12 protein-coding genes are annotated in these 15,832 nt (G+C 31.8%); 3 read left to right on the top strand and 9 right to left on the bottom strand.

The features are described from left to right. Positions 1 to 66 precede the first annotated feature (66 nt). Positions 67 to 948, bottom strand: a complete 882-nt coding sequence (locus WHD07_RS01925) for an AraC family transcriptional regulator (protein WP_343329832.1) — start codon at positions 946 to 948, stop codon at positions 67 to 69. Positions 949 to 1,160: 212 nt separating this feature from the next. On the opposite strand from WHD07_RS01925, the gene WHD07_RS01920 reads away from it, so the two are divergent. Further along, positions 1,161 to 1,835: an NAD(P)H-dependent oxidoreductase gene (locus WHD07_RS01920; protein WP_343329831.1), complete on the top strand. Its 675-nt coding sequence runs from the start codon at positions 1,161 to 1,163 to the stop codon at positions 1,833 to 1,835. A gap of 85 nt (positions 1,836 to 1,920) precedes the next feature. On the opposite strand, the gene WHD07_RS01915 is transcribed toward WHD07_RS01920, so the two are convergent. From WHD07_RS01915 to WHD07_RS01890, 6 genes are all read right to left on the bottom strand, one after another. After that, positions 1,921 to 2,313 carry a heavy-metal-associated domain-containing protein gene (locus tag WHD07_RS01915; RefSeq protein WP_343329830.1) on the bottom strand — a complete coding sequence of 131 codons (393 nt, stop codon included), beginning with the start codon at positions 2,311 to 2,313 and terminating at the stop codon, positions 1,921 to 1,923. Between the two features lie 35 nt (positions 2,314 to 2,348). Continuing rightward, complete coding sequence (locus WHD07_RS01910; RefSeq protein ID WP_343329829.1) at positions 2,349 to 4,127, bottom strand: efflux RND transporter periplasmic adaptor subunit; 1,779 nt, start codon at positions 4,125 to 4,127, stop codon at positions 2,349 to 2,351. 3 nt (positions 4,128 to 4,130) lie between these two features. Beyond that, positions 4,131 to 5,372, bottom strand: coding sequence for a TolC family protein (locus tag WHD07_RS01905; RefSeq protein ID WP_343329828.1), 1,242 nt, complete (start codon positions 5,370 to 5,372; stop codon positions 4,131 to 4,133). A gap of 17 nt (positions 5,373 to 5,389) precedes the next feature. Beyond that, positions 5,390 to 9,331, bottom strand: coding sequence for an efflux RND transporter permease subunit (locus tag WHD07_RS01900; protein ID WP_343329827.1), 3,942 nt, complete (start codon positions 9,329 to 9,331; stop codon positions 5,390 to 5,392). Positions 9,332 to 9,440: 109 nt separating this feature from the next. Continuing rightward, positions 9,441 to 9,854 (bottom strand): HYC_CC_PP family protein, encoded by a 414-nt coding sequence (locus WHD07_RS01895; RefSeq protein WP_343329826.1) that lies wholly within the window; start codon positions 9,852 to 9,854, stop codon positions 9,441 to 9,443. A 347-nt stretch (positions 9,855 to 10,201) separates the two neighbouring features. Further along, entirely contained in the window at positions 10,202 to 11,467 is a 1,266-nt protein-coding gene (locus WHD07_RS01890) for an esterase-like activity of phytase family protein (RefSeq protein WP_343329825.1), read from the bottom strand. A 219-nt stretch (positions 11,468 to 11,686) separates the two neighbouring features. Here WHD07_RS01890 and WHD07_RS01885 point away from each other — a divergent pair, with 219 nt between their 5' ends. Continuing rightward, positions 11,687 to 12,235, top strand: coding sequence for a dual specificity protein phosphatase family protein (locus WHD07_RS01885; RefSeq protein ID WP_343329824.1), 549 nt, complete (start codon positions 11,687 to 11,689; stop codon positions 12,233 to 12,235). A gap of 95 nt (positions 12,236 to 12,330) precedes the next feature. On the opposite strand, the gene WHD07_RS01880 is transcribed toward WHD07_RS01885, so the two are convergent. After that, positions 12,331 to 13,221 (bottom strand): outer membrane beta-barrel protein, encoded by an 891-nt coding sequence (locus tag WHD07_RS01880; protein WP_343329823.1) that lies wholly within the window; start codon positions 13,219 to 13,221, stop codon positions 12,331 to 12,333. Between the two features lie 386 nt (positions 13,222 to 13,607). After that, entirely contained in the window at positions 13,608 to 14,660 is a 1,053-nt protein-coding gene (locus WHD07_RS01875) for an oxidoreductase (protein ID WP_343329822.1), read from the bottom strand. A 46-nt stretch (positions 14,661 to 14,706) separates the two neighbouring features. Between WHD07_RS01875 and WHD07_RS01870 the strand changes: the two genes are divergently transcribed. Beyond that, positions 14,707 to 15,660, top strand: coding sequence for a patatin-like phospholipase family protein (locus WHD07_RS01870; RefSeq protein ID WP_343329821.1), 954 nt, complete (start codon positions 14,707 to 14,709; stop codon positions 15,658 to 15,660). Positions 15,661 to 15,832: the final 172 nt, after the last annotated feature.

The following is a 15,832-nucleotide window of genomic DNA, read 5'->3' as shown; positions in this document are numbered from 1 at the left end:
TTGGATACTATCTTTTATTTATTAAATCACTTATTGTAAGCGTATTGTTTGTAGGGGGTGATGTGTTTAACTAGCACAAGCACTGCGTTTTAAAAGCATGTATTCTCCATTTTTTTTAAACTCACGTATCGATACTCCTTCATAACGTTTAAAGGTTTTAGAAAGGTGACTTACATCTGTAAAACCTAAATTTTCTGCAATTTGAGTTAAGGTGAAATTAGAATTTAACAAACGAATTTCTACCAATTTAAGTTTCGCTTTTATAATGTATTCTCTTAAAGGCATGTTTACTTGTTTCTTAAAAAATTCGCTAACATAAGTAGGAGACATCATAAAAACATCCGCTAAATTTTCAACCTTTAAAAGTTCACTTTTGTCAATGTTTTTATTGATATAATTCAGCATATTGGTAATACGGTCATCAGAATGCTTAGGAAGTTCAAAAAAACGACCTTTATTAATATTTCTAATAAGTATTTCTAAAACACAGGTCATTAAGTTGATAATAAGATTGATAGAATCCTTACCGTAATTATGAGATTCCTGTAAAATCATGGTTAATAAACAATCTAAATGAGTTCTATCGATATCATTTTTAACAATATCTCCGGGTAGTTGATTGTAGTTCGATAAAACATAAGCCGCTTCTTTAAACCACTCATTTCTATCTATGGCTATTTGATTTGCATCTTTAAAAAAGGAATCTGTAAATTTTAAGAAAACAAATTTAGTAGGTTTTTCTATGGTAAAAGAATGGCATTTTAAAGGTGGTAATAAAAAAATACTTCCTTTACTATACTTGTATTCGTTATAGTTGATGCATTGAGTCCCTTCTCCTGATCTTACTAAAACCAATTCGAAAAAGTTATTTTTAACAGGGCGTTGTTTCCATGCTGTTAATTCTATCTCTTGTATTTCAAAAGGTTTATACGTTTCTAATATTTGCATTTTGTACTTTATTAATGATAATGTGATGTAAAATTAGGTAAAAAGTAGTTGTGTTTCATGTATAATTGACAAAAAACCTTTTAAAATACATTAATTTCCATTTTAAATACATTATAAACACTTGGTTGTACATGTATCTTTGCGGTGTAATTGATAAAAAGATATCATTCCTTTTCATTAAGGAAATTAAAAATAAATTTAAAAAAACAAAGATGAGCACACCAAACATTGCAAAAGAAGACATCCTTAATGCGTTTAACTTTAGACACGCAACAAAAGAATTTGATGCTACTAAAAAAGTTTCAGACCAGGACATAAAATTTATTTTAGAAACAGCACGTTTATCACCAAGTTCTTTTGGTTTTGAACCTTGGCACTTTGTTGTAGTACAAGACAAAGAATTACGTGAATTATTAAAACCTGTAGCTTGGGGAGCACCTTTAAAATTAGATACTGCAAGCCATTTTGTACTAGGTTTAAGTATGAAAGCACCCATGGTAAAACACGATGCTGATTACATTATGCACATGATGAAAGATGTAAAAAAATTACCACAAGAGGTTATTGAAATGTATTCTAAATTTTATAGAGAGTTTCAAGAACGTGATTTTGATTTAGATACGGATAAAAAATTATTCGATTGGGCTTCTAAACAAACTTACATTGCTTTGGGTAATATGATGACTGCCGCAGCTTTAATAGGAATTGATTCTTGCCCTATAGAAGGATTTCATCAAGAAAAAGCAGAAGCATTATTAAAAGAAAAATTTGGTATTGATACTGATAAATATGGTTTATCATTTATGACTGCTTTTGGATATAGAAAAACAGATCCAGAATTTGATAAATCAAGAAGAAATTTTGAAGATATTGTTACCTTTAAGTAAGATTTCAAAAGAATTTTAAAACATAAAAAAACCTATCAATATCATTTATATTGATAGGTTTTTTACGCTTTTTATAGAATCAATTTTATTGATTCATTGCCATTTCGTGATCATATTGGCAACAAGCAGGCAAACCTTTGTATGCATCTTCGCTTCCAGATTCTTTTTCTGTATCATAACCAGAAGCTGCAATAGCCTTATGAATGGCAGTAGCATCGGTTTTTGTATCATCAAAAGATACTTCTATTTTCTTTTTATCAATACTCCAATTAGCATTGGCAACACCTTCTACAGCATTGGCAGCTTTTTCAATGGTGCTTTTACACATTCCACAGTTTCCTCTAACTCCAAAAGTTAGCGTAGCGTTTGCTATTTCTTTAGAAACTTCTGTAGTATTTGTTTTTTGTTTGGTTTCATTTTTACAGCTTGTAAAACCGACTGTAGCTATAATAGCTAAACTTAAAATTACTTTTTTCATTGATTTAGATTTAATTATTAGTATTTAATTTTTTATTATTCTATTACTTGTTTTACTTCTCCACAGGTTAACATAGCACCTCCAAAATAAGGATTTACTACTTTTTCTTCTTTACTTAACCAATAAGCCCCTTTGTTATTATCAGACATTGGGCAGTACAAATGATATACTTTTTCATGGATACCAAACACTTCTAACGCAGTGGCCATATTTGATGATAAATTTTTAAAATAGGTTCTTTGAACTTTAATATCGTCTGTATTAGAAATTAAATTAGCAGTCGCTTTTAGTTCTTTTTCTAAAGGCATCCAATGCTGATGTGCATTTTTACTCTTTAATAACTTCATATCTACTTTCCCTAAATCAGTTAATAATTGTTTCGATTGCTTTTTAAGGTTCTGAGTATTGTCTATTGCCAAAGCATTCTTTAATTCAATATAAGTATTAAAAACCACATTTAATTGATCTTGAAACTCTTTAGAAACGGCTATTCTTTCATTTTTATTTAAAGGTTTCTTAGTGTCTGAAGTATTGGTTTTCATATCCATATGTCCTTCATGCCCCGTCATTACTTTACCACCTTTTTTATTCATCATCGATTTTTTACCTTGTAATTGGGCAGCAGCATCTACCGTAAAGGTTCCATTAGTTACAATTTCATCACCATTATTTAGCCCTTCTAAAACCTGATAATTTTCACCTATTTGTTTCCCTACAGTAATTTCACGCATTTCAAAAACAGGTTCATTTGGGTTTGTTTTTAAATAGACTACAGAACGTTTTCCGGTCCATAAAACAGCCGAAGCAGGTATGGATAAAACTTCCTTTTTAGTTGAAGAGTCAATTCCTTTAATTTTGCCTTCTACAAACATTCCTGGTTTAAAAAGGTCGTTTTTATTATTTAACACGACTCTTAATTTTACCGTTCTTGTTTTACTATCTAAGATAGGATCAATAAAATCGACTTTCCCTTTAAATTCTTTATCCGAATAAGCATTTGTTGTGATTACAATATCTTGCCCTTCTTTAAATTGACTAATTTGATTTTCATACACATCAAAATTTGCCCAAACAGTATTTAAATTAGATACTTTAAAAATGGGTTTCCCATCCATAATATGAGAACCTTCATTGATGGCAATTTCTGTAACCACACCAGATACATGTGAATAGATGGTAAAACTATTTTTTACGTGTCCTGTTTCTTCCACTTCCGTTAATTGCGCGCCATGAATCATCCAATTTTTGAACTTATTTTTAACAGCTTTGTATAATTGAGGTTGCGATTCTTTTAATGTATACGCAGTAATTAATTCTTGTTGCGCTGCAATTAATTCTGGAGAATAAATTTGTGCAACGGCTTGTCCTTTTTTAACACGTTCTCCCAAAGAATTTACAAATAATTTTTCTACTCTACCATTAAAGTGAGCTGGCATAGTGGCTGTTTCGTTTTCATTCTCTCTAATTTTTCCTGATAAAACAGTCCCAGAATCAACATTAGAAATATTTTCTCCAACGATGGATACTTGAATGTTCGCTAATGCCATGGCATTTTTAGAAAGCTTAAATTCATCTGCTAACAATCCTTCTTCACTGCTTGCTGCAGGAATTAAATCCATTCCACAAATAGGGCAGGAGCCTGCTTCTGGTTGCATAATTTGTGGATGCATGGAGCAAGTCCACATTTTATTTGTTTCTGTAGCCGCATCATGTTTGTGTGCTGTTTCTGTAGGTGCTGTGTTTCCTCCAAAAAGCAGCCAACCTAAAGAGAGACCTAGAGCTAAAAGAACGATGTAAATGATATATTTTTTCATAATTTAATTGATTAAATAATTGATGTTTGTGGTTTGAACATAGTAGTTTTTTACCGCTTCAATCTGATTCATTTGAAATTTTAATTGCAATTCTTGAATGTCTAAAACATCATTAAAATCAATCGTTCCGGTTTCATAACTTTTAATTAAAATGTCTTCTGCTGCCTTTGCTTGTTTTAAGTTTTTTACTTGTGTGTTATAACTAATTCTTGCGGAAATTCTATCGTTTATTGCTTTGTCTAAAAAGGTTTCTAAAGTGTTTAAACGTTCTTGTTTTTGTGCTTTAATTTCTTGTTGTTGCAACTCATTTTGCTTTGTTTTCGATTTGTACTTTTTATTAAAAATAGGGATTGATAATGACACTGTTGGCATCAAAATATCTTTTCCTTTTTCACTAAAAGTGATATCTTGACCTGCTTGAATATTAATATAATCGAATCCAAAACCAAAAGAAGGCTGACTTTCTTTTTGATTCATTAATTCTGATTTTGTTACCGATTGAAACAGTTTATCGTATTTTAATAATTCAGGGTGTAAGTCTAAATTATTAGTGTTGATGTCAAAATCTTTAGATGGCATTAACAAAGCATCTACAACATCAATTTTAATCCCTTTTTCTCTATTTAAAAGGCTGTTAAAAGTGGTTTGCTCCGTTAAAAACTGTTGTTCTAAAACCAACCTTAATTGCTCTAATTCATTCTGGCGCATTTGCAATCTAAAAAGATCTACTGCAGAAGCTTTACCAACCTCAATAGACATTAATGCTAAGGCTTCATAGGTTTTAAGCAGTTTACTATTTTCAACCAAAATAGCTTGTTTGACTTTGTTTACATGTAATTTATAATACGATTGAGACACGGAAACCATTAATTTTCGTTTCGCAATTACAATATCTTCATACTTTGTATCGGCCAAAGCACTTGCATAATTTTCACGAGATGTAATGGTACCAAACCAAGGCAACATTTGTTTTGCTGATACCTTAAAACGTTGTGTTCCTGTTCTTGTTTCTGGTTCTAAGACAAAATAACCTGCACTAAATTCTGTGTTTGGTAAGGTGTTGACTTCATTCACTTTTTCTGATGCAATCCGATACTGTAACTCAAATTTCTGAATTTCAGGATTGTTTTCTAAAGCGATGTTAATGTAGGTTTCTAGTTCTTGAGAATTTCCTTGTAGAACAAAGAATAAAGAACAAAGAAACAAGACTACTTTGTGTGTTATATGATTTTTATAGTTTTTCATTGTATATTTTTTTAGGTCTATTTTCTAAGCTCTTTTCTCTCTATTCTTTTTAAAAGAAACTCTTCTCTCCAACTATATAAAACCGGCACGATAAAGTAGGAGGTAATGTCAATAACCATTCCTCCAAAAATCGGTATTGCCATCGGAATCATAATATCACTTCCTTTTCCTGTGGATGTTAAAACGGGTAATAATGCCAAAATAGTAGTTACCGTTGTCATTAAACACGGACGGATACGTTTCTTAGCTGCTTCTAAAGCAGCAACTCTAATGCTCATTTTATCTGATGGTTTTTCACGATCAAAAGTCTGAGTTAAGTAAGTTGCCATGACAACGCCATCGTCTGTTGCAATTCCGAATAAGGCAATAAAACCAACCCAAACGGCAACACTTAAATTGATGGTTTTCATATTGAAAAGATCTCGCATATTCTCACCAAAGAAGCTAAAATTGAAGAACCAATCTTGTCCATACAACCAAATCATAATAAAACCACCTGCAAATGCCACGGCAATTCCCGTAAATACCATTAATGAGGTAGTAACAGATTTAAACTGAAAATACAGTATCAAGAAAATAATAGCCAATGCTAAAGGCACCACAACTGCTAATGTTTTTTCTGCTCTTAGTTGGTTCTCATAAGTACCCGTAAATTTATAACTGATCCCTTTTGGAACCGTTAATTCCCCTGAATCTATTTTTTGTTGAAATAAAGTTTGCGCATTTTCAACCACATCAACTTCTGCAAAACCGTCTATTTTATCAAACAAAACATACCCCACTAAAAAAGTATCTTCACTTTTTATCACTTGCGGACCTTGTTCATATTTAATAGTCGCTAATTCGCTTAAAGGCACAGGATTTCCCTTTTCTACAGGAATATAAATATCTTTAATGTCTTCTGGATTGCCGCGTAATTCTCTAGGGTAACGTACGCGAACTCCATAACGCTCTCTACCTTCAACCGTTTGAGTTAAAGACATACCACCAATGGCAACTTTTAGTACACTTTGAACATCCTCTATAGAAATGCCATAACGTGCTATTTTTTCTCTATCAATATCAATTAATAAATAAGGTTTCCCAACAATTCTATCCGCAAAAACGGCTTCTACTTTAACGCCTTCCGCTTGTTTTAAAAAGCGTTCTAACTCTAAACCAAAAGCTTCAATTTGTTTTAAATCTTGTCCTTTTACTTTAATTCCCATGGGTGCGCGCATACCTGTTTGTAGCATCACCAATCGGGTTTCTATAGGTTGTAGTTTTGGGGCAGAAGTAACACCTGGTAATTTGGTAACTTTAATAATTTCTTTCCAAATATCATCTGGACTTTTAATTTCTGGTCGCCAGTTTCTAAAGAATTCTCCGTCGTTGTCTTCTATTAACTGAGAGCTTTCAACAGAGGTTCCATCAGCAGTAAAATGTTTTGTTTTGTTGTTATTAGCAGGATTATGAGATTCCTCGTCGCTCGTTCCTTGCTCTGTCGGAATGACATTCGTTTTCGATTCTAATAAGTCATTAGCATTTATATTATTTGTCACATCGAGCGCAGTCGAGATGTTTCTCGCTTTATTCTTGATTTCGAAAGGAATGACATTTGTTTTTAACTCAAACAAACCATCCGCATTTACTTTATAGCGTTGTCTTTTTCCTTCGGAATTACGCATGTATTCCGGTTTATACTGAATCATGTTTTCGTACATCGATAAAGGTGCCGGATCTAAAGAAGATTCTGTTCTGCCCGCTTTTCCAACTACCGTTTCAATTTCTGGAATGGTAGCAACCGCCATATCTAATTGCTGTAACACACGTTTATTTTCTGCTACACCAGCATGTGGCAACGATGTTGGCATGAGTAGAAAAGAACCTTCATTTAAAGAAGGCATAAATTCTTTACCTGTATTTTTCATAATCCAAAACCCAGAGATAAGCACTGTTACCGGAATCATTAAAAACAACATTTTGTTTGCCAAAGCCCATTGTAAAATTTGTCCGTAATATTTTCTAAAAACTGAGAATACTCCTAAAATTCCGAAGCAAATAATAGCCACAAAAATTAAGTTTATAAAAATACTACGATTAAAACCTAAAGGTCTCCAATATTCTGCCAATAGAAATACAATGGCAATTGATGAAATAATGATATTAACTAGGTTGACTTTTTTAGCTTCTAGCTTTCCTAAAACACCTAATAAGGCAGAAATTCCGAAAGCGATTACTATAAGACCTAAATAATGTCCACTTATAACAATTACAATTCCAACAAGAATTAAAGCACCACTTACAATGTATTTAAACGAGTTTTTTAGCGTTGTTTTACGGAATAAAAAAGCAGCAAATGGCGGAATTATAAACAAAGCAATCACCAAGGATGCTGATAATGCCATTGTTTTTGTAAAAGCCAAAGGTCTAAACAATTTACCCTCGGCACCAATCATTGTAAATACAGGCACAAAACTGATAATAGTTGTTAAAACCGCAGTTAAAATAGCGCCAGAAACTTCTGCTGTAGCGTTGTAAATAACTTCGTTTATAGATAGTTTGTTGTTCTCAACTGGATTAAGACTATTTTGATGAGATTCCTCGTCACTCGTACCTCGTTCTGTCGGAATGACATTCTCCTGTTCATCGAGATGGCGAATCATATTTTCGGCGAGTATGACGCCAACATCAACCATGGTTCCAATAGCGATGGCAATACCAGATAATGCCACTATATTGGCATCCACATTAAAGAGTTTCATGGTAACAAACACCATTAAAATAGCCACAGGTAACAATCCAGAAATTAAAAGAGAAGCTCTTAGATTAAAAACCATCACAATAATTACCAAAATAGTAATTAAGATTTCTAAGGTTAAAGCTTCACTCAGCGTGTCTAAAGTTTCTGCAATTAATTCTGATCGATCATAAAAAGGAACGATTGTTAATTGAGATGTACGTCCGTCTGCTAAAACCTTAGAAGGTAAACCACCTTTTAATTCTTCTATTTGGGCTTTTACATTCGTAATTACTTCCATAGGGTTTGCACCATATCTTGCCACTACAACACCACCAACAACTTCTGCACCTTCTTTGTCTAATATCCCGCGTCTAGCGGCAGGACCTAAAGTTACTTTAGCAATATCTTTAATTTTAATAGCCGTAAAATCTTTAGAAGTAACGACTGCATTTTCTATATCTTCAATAGATTTTACATAACCTAAACCACGGACTAAATATTCAACTTTATTGATTTCTAAAGTCTGTGCACCAATATCTTTATTACTGTCCTTAACGGCTTTTACAACTTGGTTTAATCCAATATTGTATTGACGCATTAATTCTGGGTTCACATCAATTTGATATTCTTGTACATAACCACCAATAGAAGCCACTTCGGATACACCACTTGCAGCCGATAAACCGTATTTTACATAGTAATCTTGTATGCTGCGTAATTCTTGTAAATCCCAACCACCAGTTACGTTTCCTTCTTTATCTCTACCTTCTAAAGTATACCAATAAATCTGACCTAAACCTGTAGCATCTGGCCCTAAAGCAGGATTTATTCCTTCTGGTAATAAATTGCTAGGTAAGGAGTTTAGTTTTTCTAAAATTCGGCTTCTGCTCCAATAAAACTCAATGTCTTCTTCAAAAATGATGTAAATACTAGAGAACCCAAACATCGATGAACTACGAATGGTTTTAACTCCTGGAATTCCTAATAGGGAAGTGGTGAGCGGATAGGTAATTTGGTCTTCAATATCTTGAGGAGAACGACCATCCCACTTTGTGAATACAATTTGTTGGTTTTCGCCAATATCTGGTATTGCATCCACAGCTACGGGATTGCTTGGTAAAAAGCCAGTATCCCAATTAAAAGGAGCATTTACGGTTCCCCATCCTATAAAAAGGACCAATAATAAAACCGCTACGATTTTATTTTCTATTAAATATTTAATAATCTTATTTAGCATGACGCTTGATATTTAAAACAATTAGAAAGTGGTGTTAGAAAAACACCGAATACAAGAAATCATCCTAATGAAGTGAATCATTGGATAATACAGTCTATTGTTAAAAAAATCAGATTAAATACGTTTCGTCAAGCTTGAAGATTTGCTTGTTTATGAGTGGTGGTTGGTGTGCTACAAAAGAAGAATTAGAATTGTCTAAACCTTCAAAACTATTAATATAAGTATAAACAAATGATGCAATAAAAAGCTGTTGCTCAAAAGAAATAGTATCTACTTGTAGTTGTAGTTCATCTTGACCTTCCACAACCAATTGCTTATCATTACAGCAATTCTTTTTTGTAATTACACAATCTTCAGTGGCTAGTTTTTGCATTTCCATGCCGCAACCTTCCGCTTTATGAAACATAGCAGTTTCTACTAAAGTTTCGCCACAATAATGCATGTTCAAAGTGAAAGACATTGTAGAGAATAACACTACAATTGCCATAACAAAAGACATTATTTTATGGGATACTTGTTTCATAATTAAATACAAATTTAAGAATTATTTCTAAGAAGTATTTAAAATTGTGTTAAATAAACAAGGTTTTTCATTTTAAGATCTATAAACGGACTTAAAAGCAATCATTAAATTCATTTTATGAACTAAATAAAAATAAACTTTTTTATGAATCAAAAAAACATACTTTTGTTTTTTTAAATAATCGTGTAATAAGTGATATCAGATAATCTCTCTTTATGCAGCAATTATAATTACAGTTTAGTTAATTTTATAAACTATAATATACTTTGTATAATTAAAGCCCAGAATATTTATTCTGGGCTTTAATGTATAATTGTTTCTTTAAGCAGGTATTAGTAAATACTAATTTAAAAATTAGTGATATACAATGTATTTTGATCAATATTATTTGTTCCTGGTAATATTTTTTGATTTAACTTATCGGTTCCCGTTACAGCAAAATCATCATCATTTAAAATACCAATAGTATTATCATCAATAAGCCAAATACCTTCCATTTTTTCATGTGGATATTTACCTAAACGATTTATTACATCTACAGCTAGCGTTTTTTTAACAGGTGTAATATTTGCAGCTATTAATTCTTCCCAAGTATTTTGTTCGATCGTTTTATCATTAATCAACATGCCTTCCAATGCATTAAAATTGTTACCAGAAACATCTGTAGCATTAGAAATATCTATTTTGTATATATATTTTTGTGCATTAGCATCGTTTCCTTGAAATTTACCATCACGTTCTATCACCAAAAACTCAGTATTACTTAAGGCAGTAATTTCTGAATTAGAATTTTTAGCTTTGTCTTGTCTATATAGATATTGTTTGGTTTGGGCAGTAGCGATATCAAAAGTTACAATTCTTGTTATTGTAAAATCTACAACTTCTGCTTTAGAAGGGTTATATAGTGTAGATTGCATAATACCTACTAAAGTTTTTTCATCGGGCGTAATAGCAAGACCTTCCATACCTCTGTTTGCCCAACGACGTTCAAAAACTGCTGGTATTTTTCTAGTTCCTGTATCTACATTTACGGGACTGATGCGCTCTAACTCTATTCCGTTAGCGGTATAGTGTACAATATGTGGTCCATATTCATCAGAAACCCAAAAGGTACCGTCTTTTAAAGCAACCAAACCTTCACTATCTATGCCGTATCTGTCGAAATCTAAAACATTTTTATCTAAATCATAAGGGATTTCTCCCGTTGCTCCATATCCGTTAGGATTAGGGAGCCCACTAACAGGAGCACCTTGAGGGGTTTTTAGTAAAATTTCACCTATTTTTTCGATTTTATTATCTTCTAGTAATCTAAAATGACCAATTCTAGGAGTGTAATTTGATGTTGGAAAAATTTTACCACCTTCTGTACTTAAGTTTGCTCCTCTGTCTGTTAAAGCATAAAATTCACGATTATTTGTTGGATGCGCTGTTGCTGCAGAACCAAAGCCTCCGTTACGTATTTCAACATTGTTTTCTGTTTTTAAAACAGTATAAGGTAATTTAGAGCCATTGTTACTAATTAAACTTGTTGGCATATCTTCCGCATCATTACATGCTGTAAAAACAGATACAACAATACTTATGGATAGCAATTTTTTAATGATATTCTTCATCTTTATTTTATAAATTTTAGACATGCAATGTAGTAAGGTGGCGATTTTGTAATCGTTAAGTTTATATTATCTAAAAATTAATATAAGGATGGTTTTAATCTGAAATTTTTCAATAATTTAACATAGTTCTCTTGCTTTTTTAATGAATTAATAGAGAGTTGTTTTTTAATAAAACAAGTTTAGCATCGTTTTTGATTAACTACGATCAAAATAATAAGAATGAAAAAAATAATACTACTCGTTTTATTGTGTTTGGGAATTGTACATACTCACAATGGGCAAGAAACACCTTTAAAAAAGGTAGCCTCAAAGCATTTTAAAAACCTTTATAAGATTAATGATGGTTTGTACCGAGCAGAACAACCCAGTAAAAAAGGGTTTAAAGAAATAGAATTGATGGGAGTAAAGACGGTACTTAATTTAAGGCGTCTTAGAAATAATACAAAAAAAGCAGCAGATTTTAATTTTAATTTGGTGCATCATTCTATTAAAACAAAACAGTTAAATGAAGAAGATATTTTAAATGCACTACGTGTGATAAAAAACGCTAAAGAACCTGTTTTAGTACATTGTTGGCATGGATCTGATAGAACAGGAACAATTATTGCGGCTTACAGAATGGTGATGGATAACTGGTCTAAAGAACAAGCAATTAAAGAGTTTCTAATAGATGATTTAGGATATCATAAGCACCGATATCCCAATTTATTGGTGTTATTAAGAAATTTAGACATCCAAAAAATGAAAAAGAAGTTAGCAATTACTTAGCAAACAGCACTTATAACTGAGTCATCTGTTCTAAAAAAAACACCCAAGCATTATAACGAATTATAACACTTGGGTATTCTTAACTAGTAAAAAAATTATTTTTTAGATGTACTTTTAAACTTGTAAGTAATACCAAAGTTAATACCAAATGAAGAATAAGGTACTTTTTGTGATAGCTTTTTAGAGCCATCGTTTTCTCTATCATCATGTGATAATTCATCTACATAAGTAGTCTTTTTGAAATAACCTTCAGGTAAATTATCTAAAGATTTATATCCTGGTACTGCAACAGTACCATCAGGTAAAACAATATCAGTGTTAAATTCTTGAAATTCAGAGTCTTTACGTTTTAAACTGATGCCATAATATTCTGCTTCTACAAAAAGATTAAGATTCTCATTTAAGTTAAATTCATAACCTAAAGCAGCCACAACCCCTAAAGGAAAATGACCGTGGTAATCTTCTACATAATTGGTTTCAGTATAAGATCCGCTAGGTAAGTTAAAAAAAGCAGCTTCACCGTCTGAAAAAACATCTTTTTTATATACTACAGCTTCTGTTTTTCCACCAACTTTCACCAAAGCCCCCAAACGACCATAAAAGTTATCCGTAAATTTATACACCATAGAAAATGCCGCACCAAAAGCACGTGCTCTTGCAATGGCATTAATATCTACACTTGTATCTAAATTTTCATTATTATCAAATTCATAACCTTCAGAAATAGTTTTGTCTGCACCTCTTAAATACCCAAGAGCTAAATCTACCCCAAATTTATTGGTAAAAAAATAGGTTCCTCTTACTTGAAAATTTAAACCTTCACCATAACTTCCGTAGGTATTTTCGATTCCTGACGTATTAATTTTTTCTCCTAATTTCATTCCGGCACTGCTCATAGAATATCCAGTACTTGCAGAAATTTGAAACTGACCATAAGTAATTGTGCTAATTAAAATAGCTGCTAAAACTGTAATTAATTGTTTCATAATAAATTGTTTTTAAATGATTTGTATTATAAAAAAAATGAACGCTAAAAACATACTACTATTACATCCGTTTTGTTAAGGGGACAGCAGTATTTAGTAGTGCCACAAATTTAAATCGACGGCAAATATACTTTTTTTAATAAAGTTGGTTAGGTATATTAAAGATAAAGATTTTGAGGTTAATTAGGGCATTTATTTTTAAGAAAATCACTAGAAATATATTCTAATGTTAAGACACTTATAATCATGTAAATACCTTATGGTGTTGTACTTTGTTACCATAACAAAATTGTATGATTAATTTTCTTGTTTTTAATAGAAATAGAAATTATAAAAAGTACTGTTTTTAATAAGAACTTTATATCACTATTATCTTTGGATGTTTTTTATTTAAGTACCAGTTTTCCTAATTTGTTATTACCCGATAACCACGCAATATTTCTATCTACAAACTGAATGGAATAATAGGCTTCTTTGCTAACATCTACCCAAGTAAGGCCTCCATTATTAGAGTACGAAATTCCTGTTTTACCTACAGCAAACACTTCTTTTCCGTTTGTATTGGGTACATATTGTACACAACTTTTGTAATTAGGATTTTGGTTATCTGCAACTAAAGTCCAAGTAAGGCCACCATCTTTTGTAATTGCTTTGTTTGCCTTGTTCTCTAGCGGTTTTGAGTAATCTCCACCAATGGCTATTCCGTTTTTTTTATCAACAAAATCAATAGAATAGATTCCTTGTGGCCCAGAACCTTGCACAATTGGTGTCTCAATAACTTGCCAAGTATCCCCAAAATTATCAGATTTTAAAATACGAGATTTATTTCCTCCAGAAGCAATCCAAACCGAACTTCCTATAGTTTTAATATTGGTATTACTGGCGGCAAAAAAAGCTTCACCTTCATCAAAAACGGGTAATTTAGAACACGGAATTTTGTGCCAAGTATTTCCTCTATCTGAAGTTAAAAGAATAGAAGCACAATTCTCTGTTGGATCTCCCACTGCAATTCCGTGTAAATTGTCATCAAAAAACTGCAAGGCATCATAAAATACTTTTTCGTGATTTTCGGTATATTGTAAGGTAGCTTTTCCATCAAAAACTCTATATAATAAAGCCGGATTTGCAATACTTAAAGCAAAAACTGCTTTTCCGTTATAAGCGATACTTCTAAAATTTGGGCGAATAGAATCTTGATATTTAATATCTAAGACTATTGGTGTTCGTTTAGAAGATTCTGCATCCGAAAAGAAACCAATGGTACCGTTAGAACCAGCATACATTACTTCAAATTCATTTATAGCATAAATCGCACGAATGCTAACACTATCTATTGGATACTCTTTTACGTTAATTGTATTGATTTCTCTAGGTTGATAATCTTCTTTACAAGAGATTAAAAATAGGAAAGCAAAAATAAATATGATTATTCTCTTCATTTTTGATACTTTTATAGGACTAAATTAAACAAATCATTTTTAGATAATGAAAAAAGCGTTGGTAATTTCTGGAGGAGGGAGTAAAGGAGCATTTGCAGGTGGAGTTGCGCAATACTTAATGAAAAAAGAAAATAAAGATTATGATTTGTTTATAGGTACTTCTACAGGTAGTTTAATGGTGTCTCACTTGGCTTTAGGTAGGTTAGACGATTTAAAAGAATTATACACTAATGTAAATCAGAAAACTATTTTTAGTAATAATCCTTTTAAAATTAAAAAAGTAGCCGGAGAAAAAGTAATTAGCATTCGACATTTAAATACTTTTTGGAATTTTTTAAATGGAAGAAAAACATTTGGGGAAAGTAAAAATCTACGCTCATTAATTAAAAGAAAGGTTACCAAAGAAATGTATGAAGAAATTAGAGCAAACAACAAAGATGTTGTAGTTACGGTTTCTAATTTAACGGCAAATCAAATTGAGTATAAATCTATAAACGAATGTACGTACGATGATTTTTGCGATTGGATTTGGGGTTCTTGTAACTATGTACCATTTATGAGTTTGTTAGAAAAAAACAATTGTCAATATGCAGATGGTGGTTTTGGATCTTTAGTGCCAATTAGAGAAGCAATTTTAAGAGGAGCCACAGAAATTGATGCTATTATTTTAGAAACAGAAGTAACGCAGTTTAATAGATTACCAGCAACCAATCCTTTTTCTTTATTGTTTGATGTGTTCGATTTTATGTTAACCCATGTAGAAAGACACAATATTACTATTGGTAAATTGGCGGCAACCAATAAAGATATTAAACTAAACCTATATTATACACCCACTGTTTTAACGACTAATTCTTTAGTTTTTGATGAAAATTTAATGCGAAAGTGGTGGAAATCTGGTTATAAATATGCAAAATCTAAACAAGAAGAATTAATGAGTGAGTTTAGACCAGATGTTTTAACAGATCAAGAAATAGATGTAGAAGTTGATAAAAATTGATGAAAGAGCTCGATTTGAATTAGGTTACTATATGAGCACGAGCGAGACGCTCGCGCTAGCTGAAAAATAAACTTTAATCTTTGCTGGCGAGAGCGTCTCACACGAGCGAGACGCTTGCTTTAGCAGAGAAATAAACATAAACGAAATTAAGCTATGGCTAGCGCGAGCGTCT

It is taken from the genome of Polaribacter staleyi (assembly GCF_038024045.1).
In the GTDB taxonomy this organism is placed as follows: domain Bacteria; phylum Bacteroidota; class Bacteroidia; order Flavobacteriales; family Flavobacteriaceae; genus Polaribacter; species Polaribacter butkevichii.
The sequence above is the reverse complement of the archived record's forward strand: the minus strand, read 5'-3'. Positions and strand labels throughout refer to the sequence as shown.

Bases quoted from the DNA above. Each gene is read 5' to 3' on its own strand.
- WHD07_RS01925 (WP_343329832.1), bottom strand. From the start codon at position 948: ATGCAAATATTAGAAACGTATAAACCTTTTGAAATACAAGAGATAGAA.
- WHD07_RS01920 (WP_343329831.1), top strand. From the start codon at position 1,161: ATGAGCACACCAAACATTGCAAAAGAAGACATCCTTAATGCGTTTAAC.
- WHD07_RS01915 (WP_343329830.1), bottom strand. From the start codon at position 2,313: ATGAAAAAAGTAATTTTAAGTTTAGCTATTATAGCTACAGTCGGTTTT.
- WHD07_RS01910 (WP_343329829.1), bottom strand. From the start codon at position 4,127: ATGAAAAAATATATCATTTACATCGTTCTTTTAGCTCTAGGTCTCTCT.
- WHD07_RS01905 (WP_343329828.1), bottom strand. From the start codon at position 5,372: ATGAAAAACTATAAAAATCATATAACACACAAAGTAGTCTTGTTTCTT.
- WHD07_RS01900 (WP_343329827.1), bottom strand. From the start codon at position 9,331: ATGCTAAATAAGATTATTAAATATTTAATAGAAAATAAAATCGTAGCG.
- WHD07_RS01895 (WP_343329826.1), bottom strand. From the start codon at position 9,854: ATGAAACAAGTATCCCATAAAATAATGTCTTTTGTTATGGCAATTGTA.
- WHD07_RS01890 (WP_343329825.1), bottom strand. From the start codon at position 11,467: ATGAAGAATATCATTAAAAAATTGCTATCCATAAGTATTGTTGTATCT.
- WHD07_RS01885 (WP_343329824.1), top strand. From the start codon at position 11,687: ATGAAAAAAATAATACTACTCGTTTTATTGTGTTTGGGAATTGTACAT.
- WHD07_RS01880 (WP_343329823.1), bottom strand. From the start codon at position 13,221: ATGAAACAATTAATTACAGTTTTAGCAGCTATTTTAATTAGCACAATT.
- WHD07_RS01875 (WP_343329822.1), bottom strand. From the start codon at position 14,660: ATGAAGAGAATAATCATATTTATTTTTGCTTTCCTATTTTTAATCTCT.
- WHD07_RS01870 (WP_343329821.1), top strand. From the start codon at position 14,707: ATGAAAAAAGCGTTGGTAATTTCTGGAGGAGGGAGTAAAGGAGCATTT.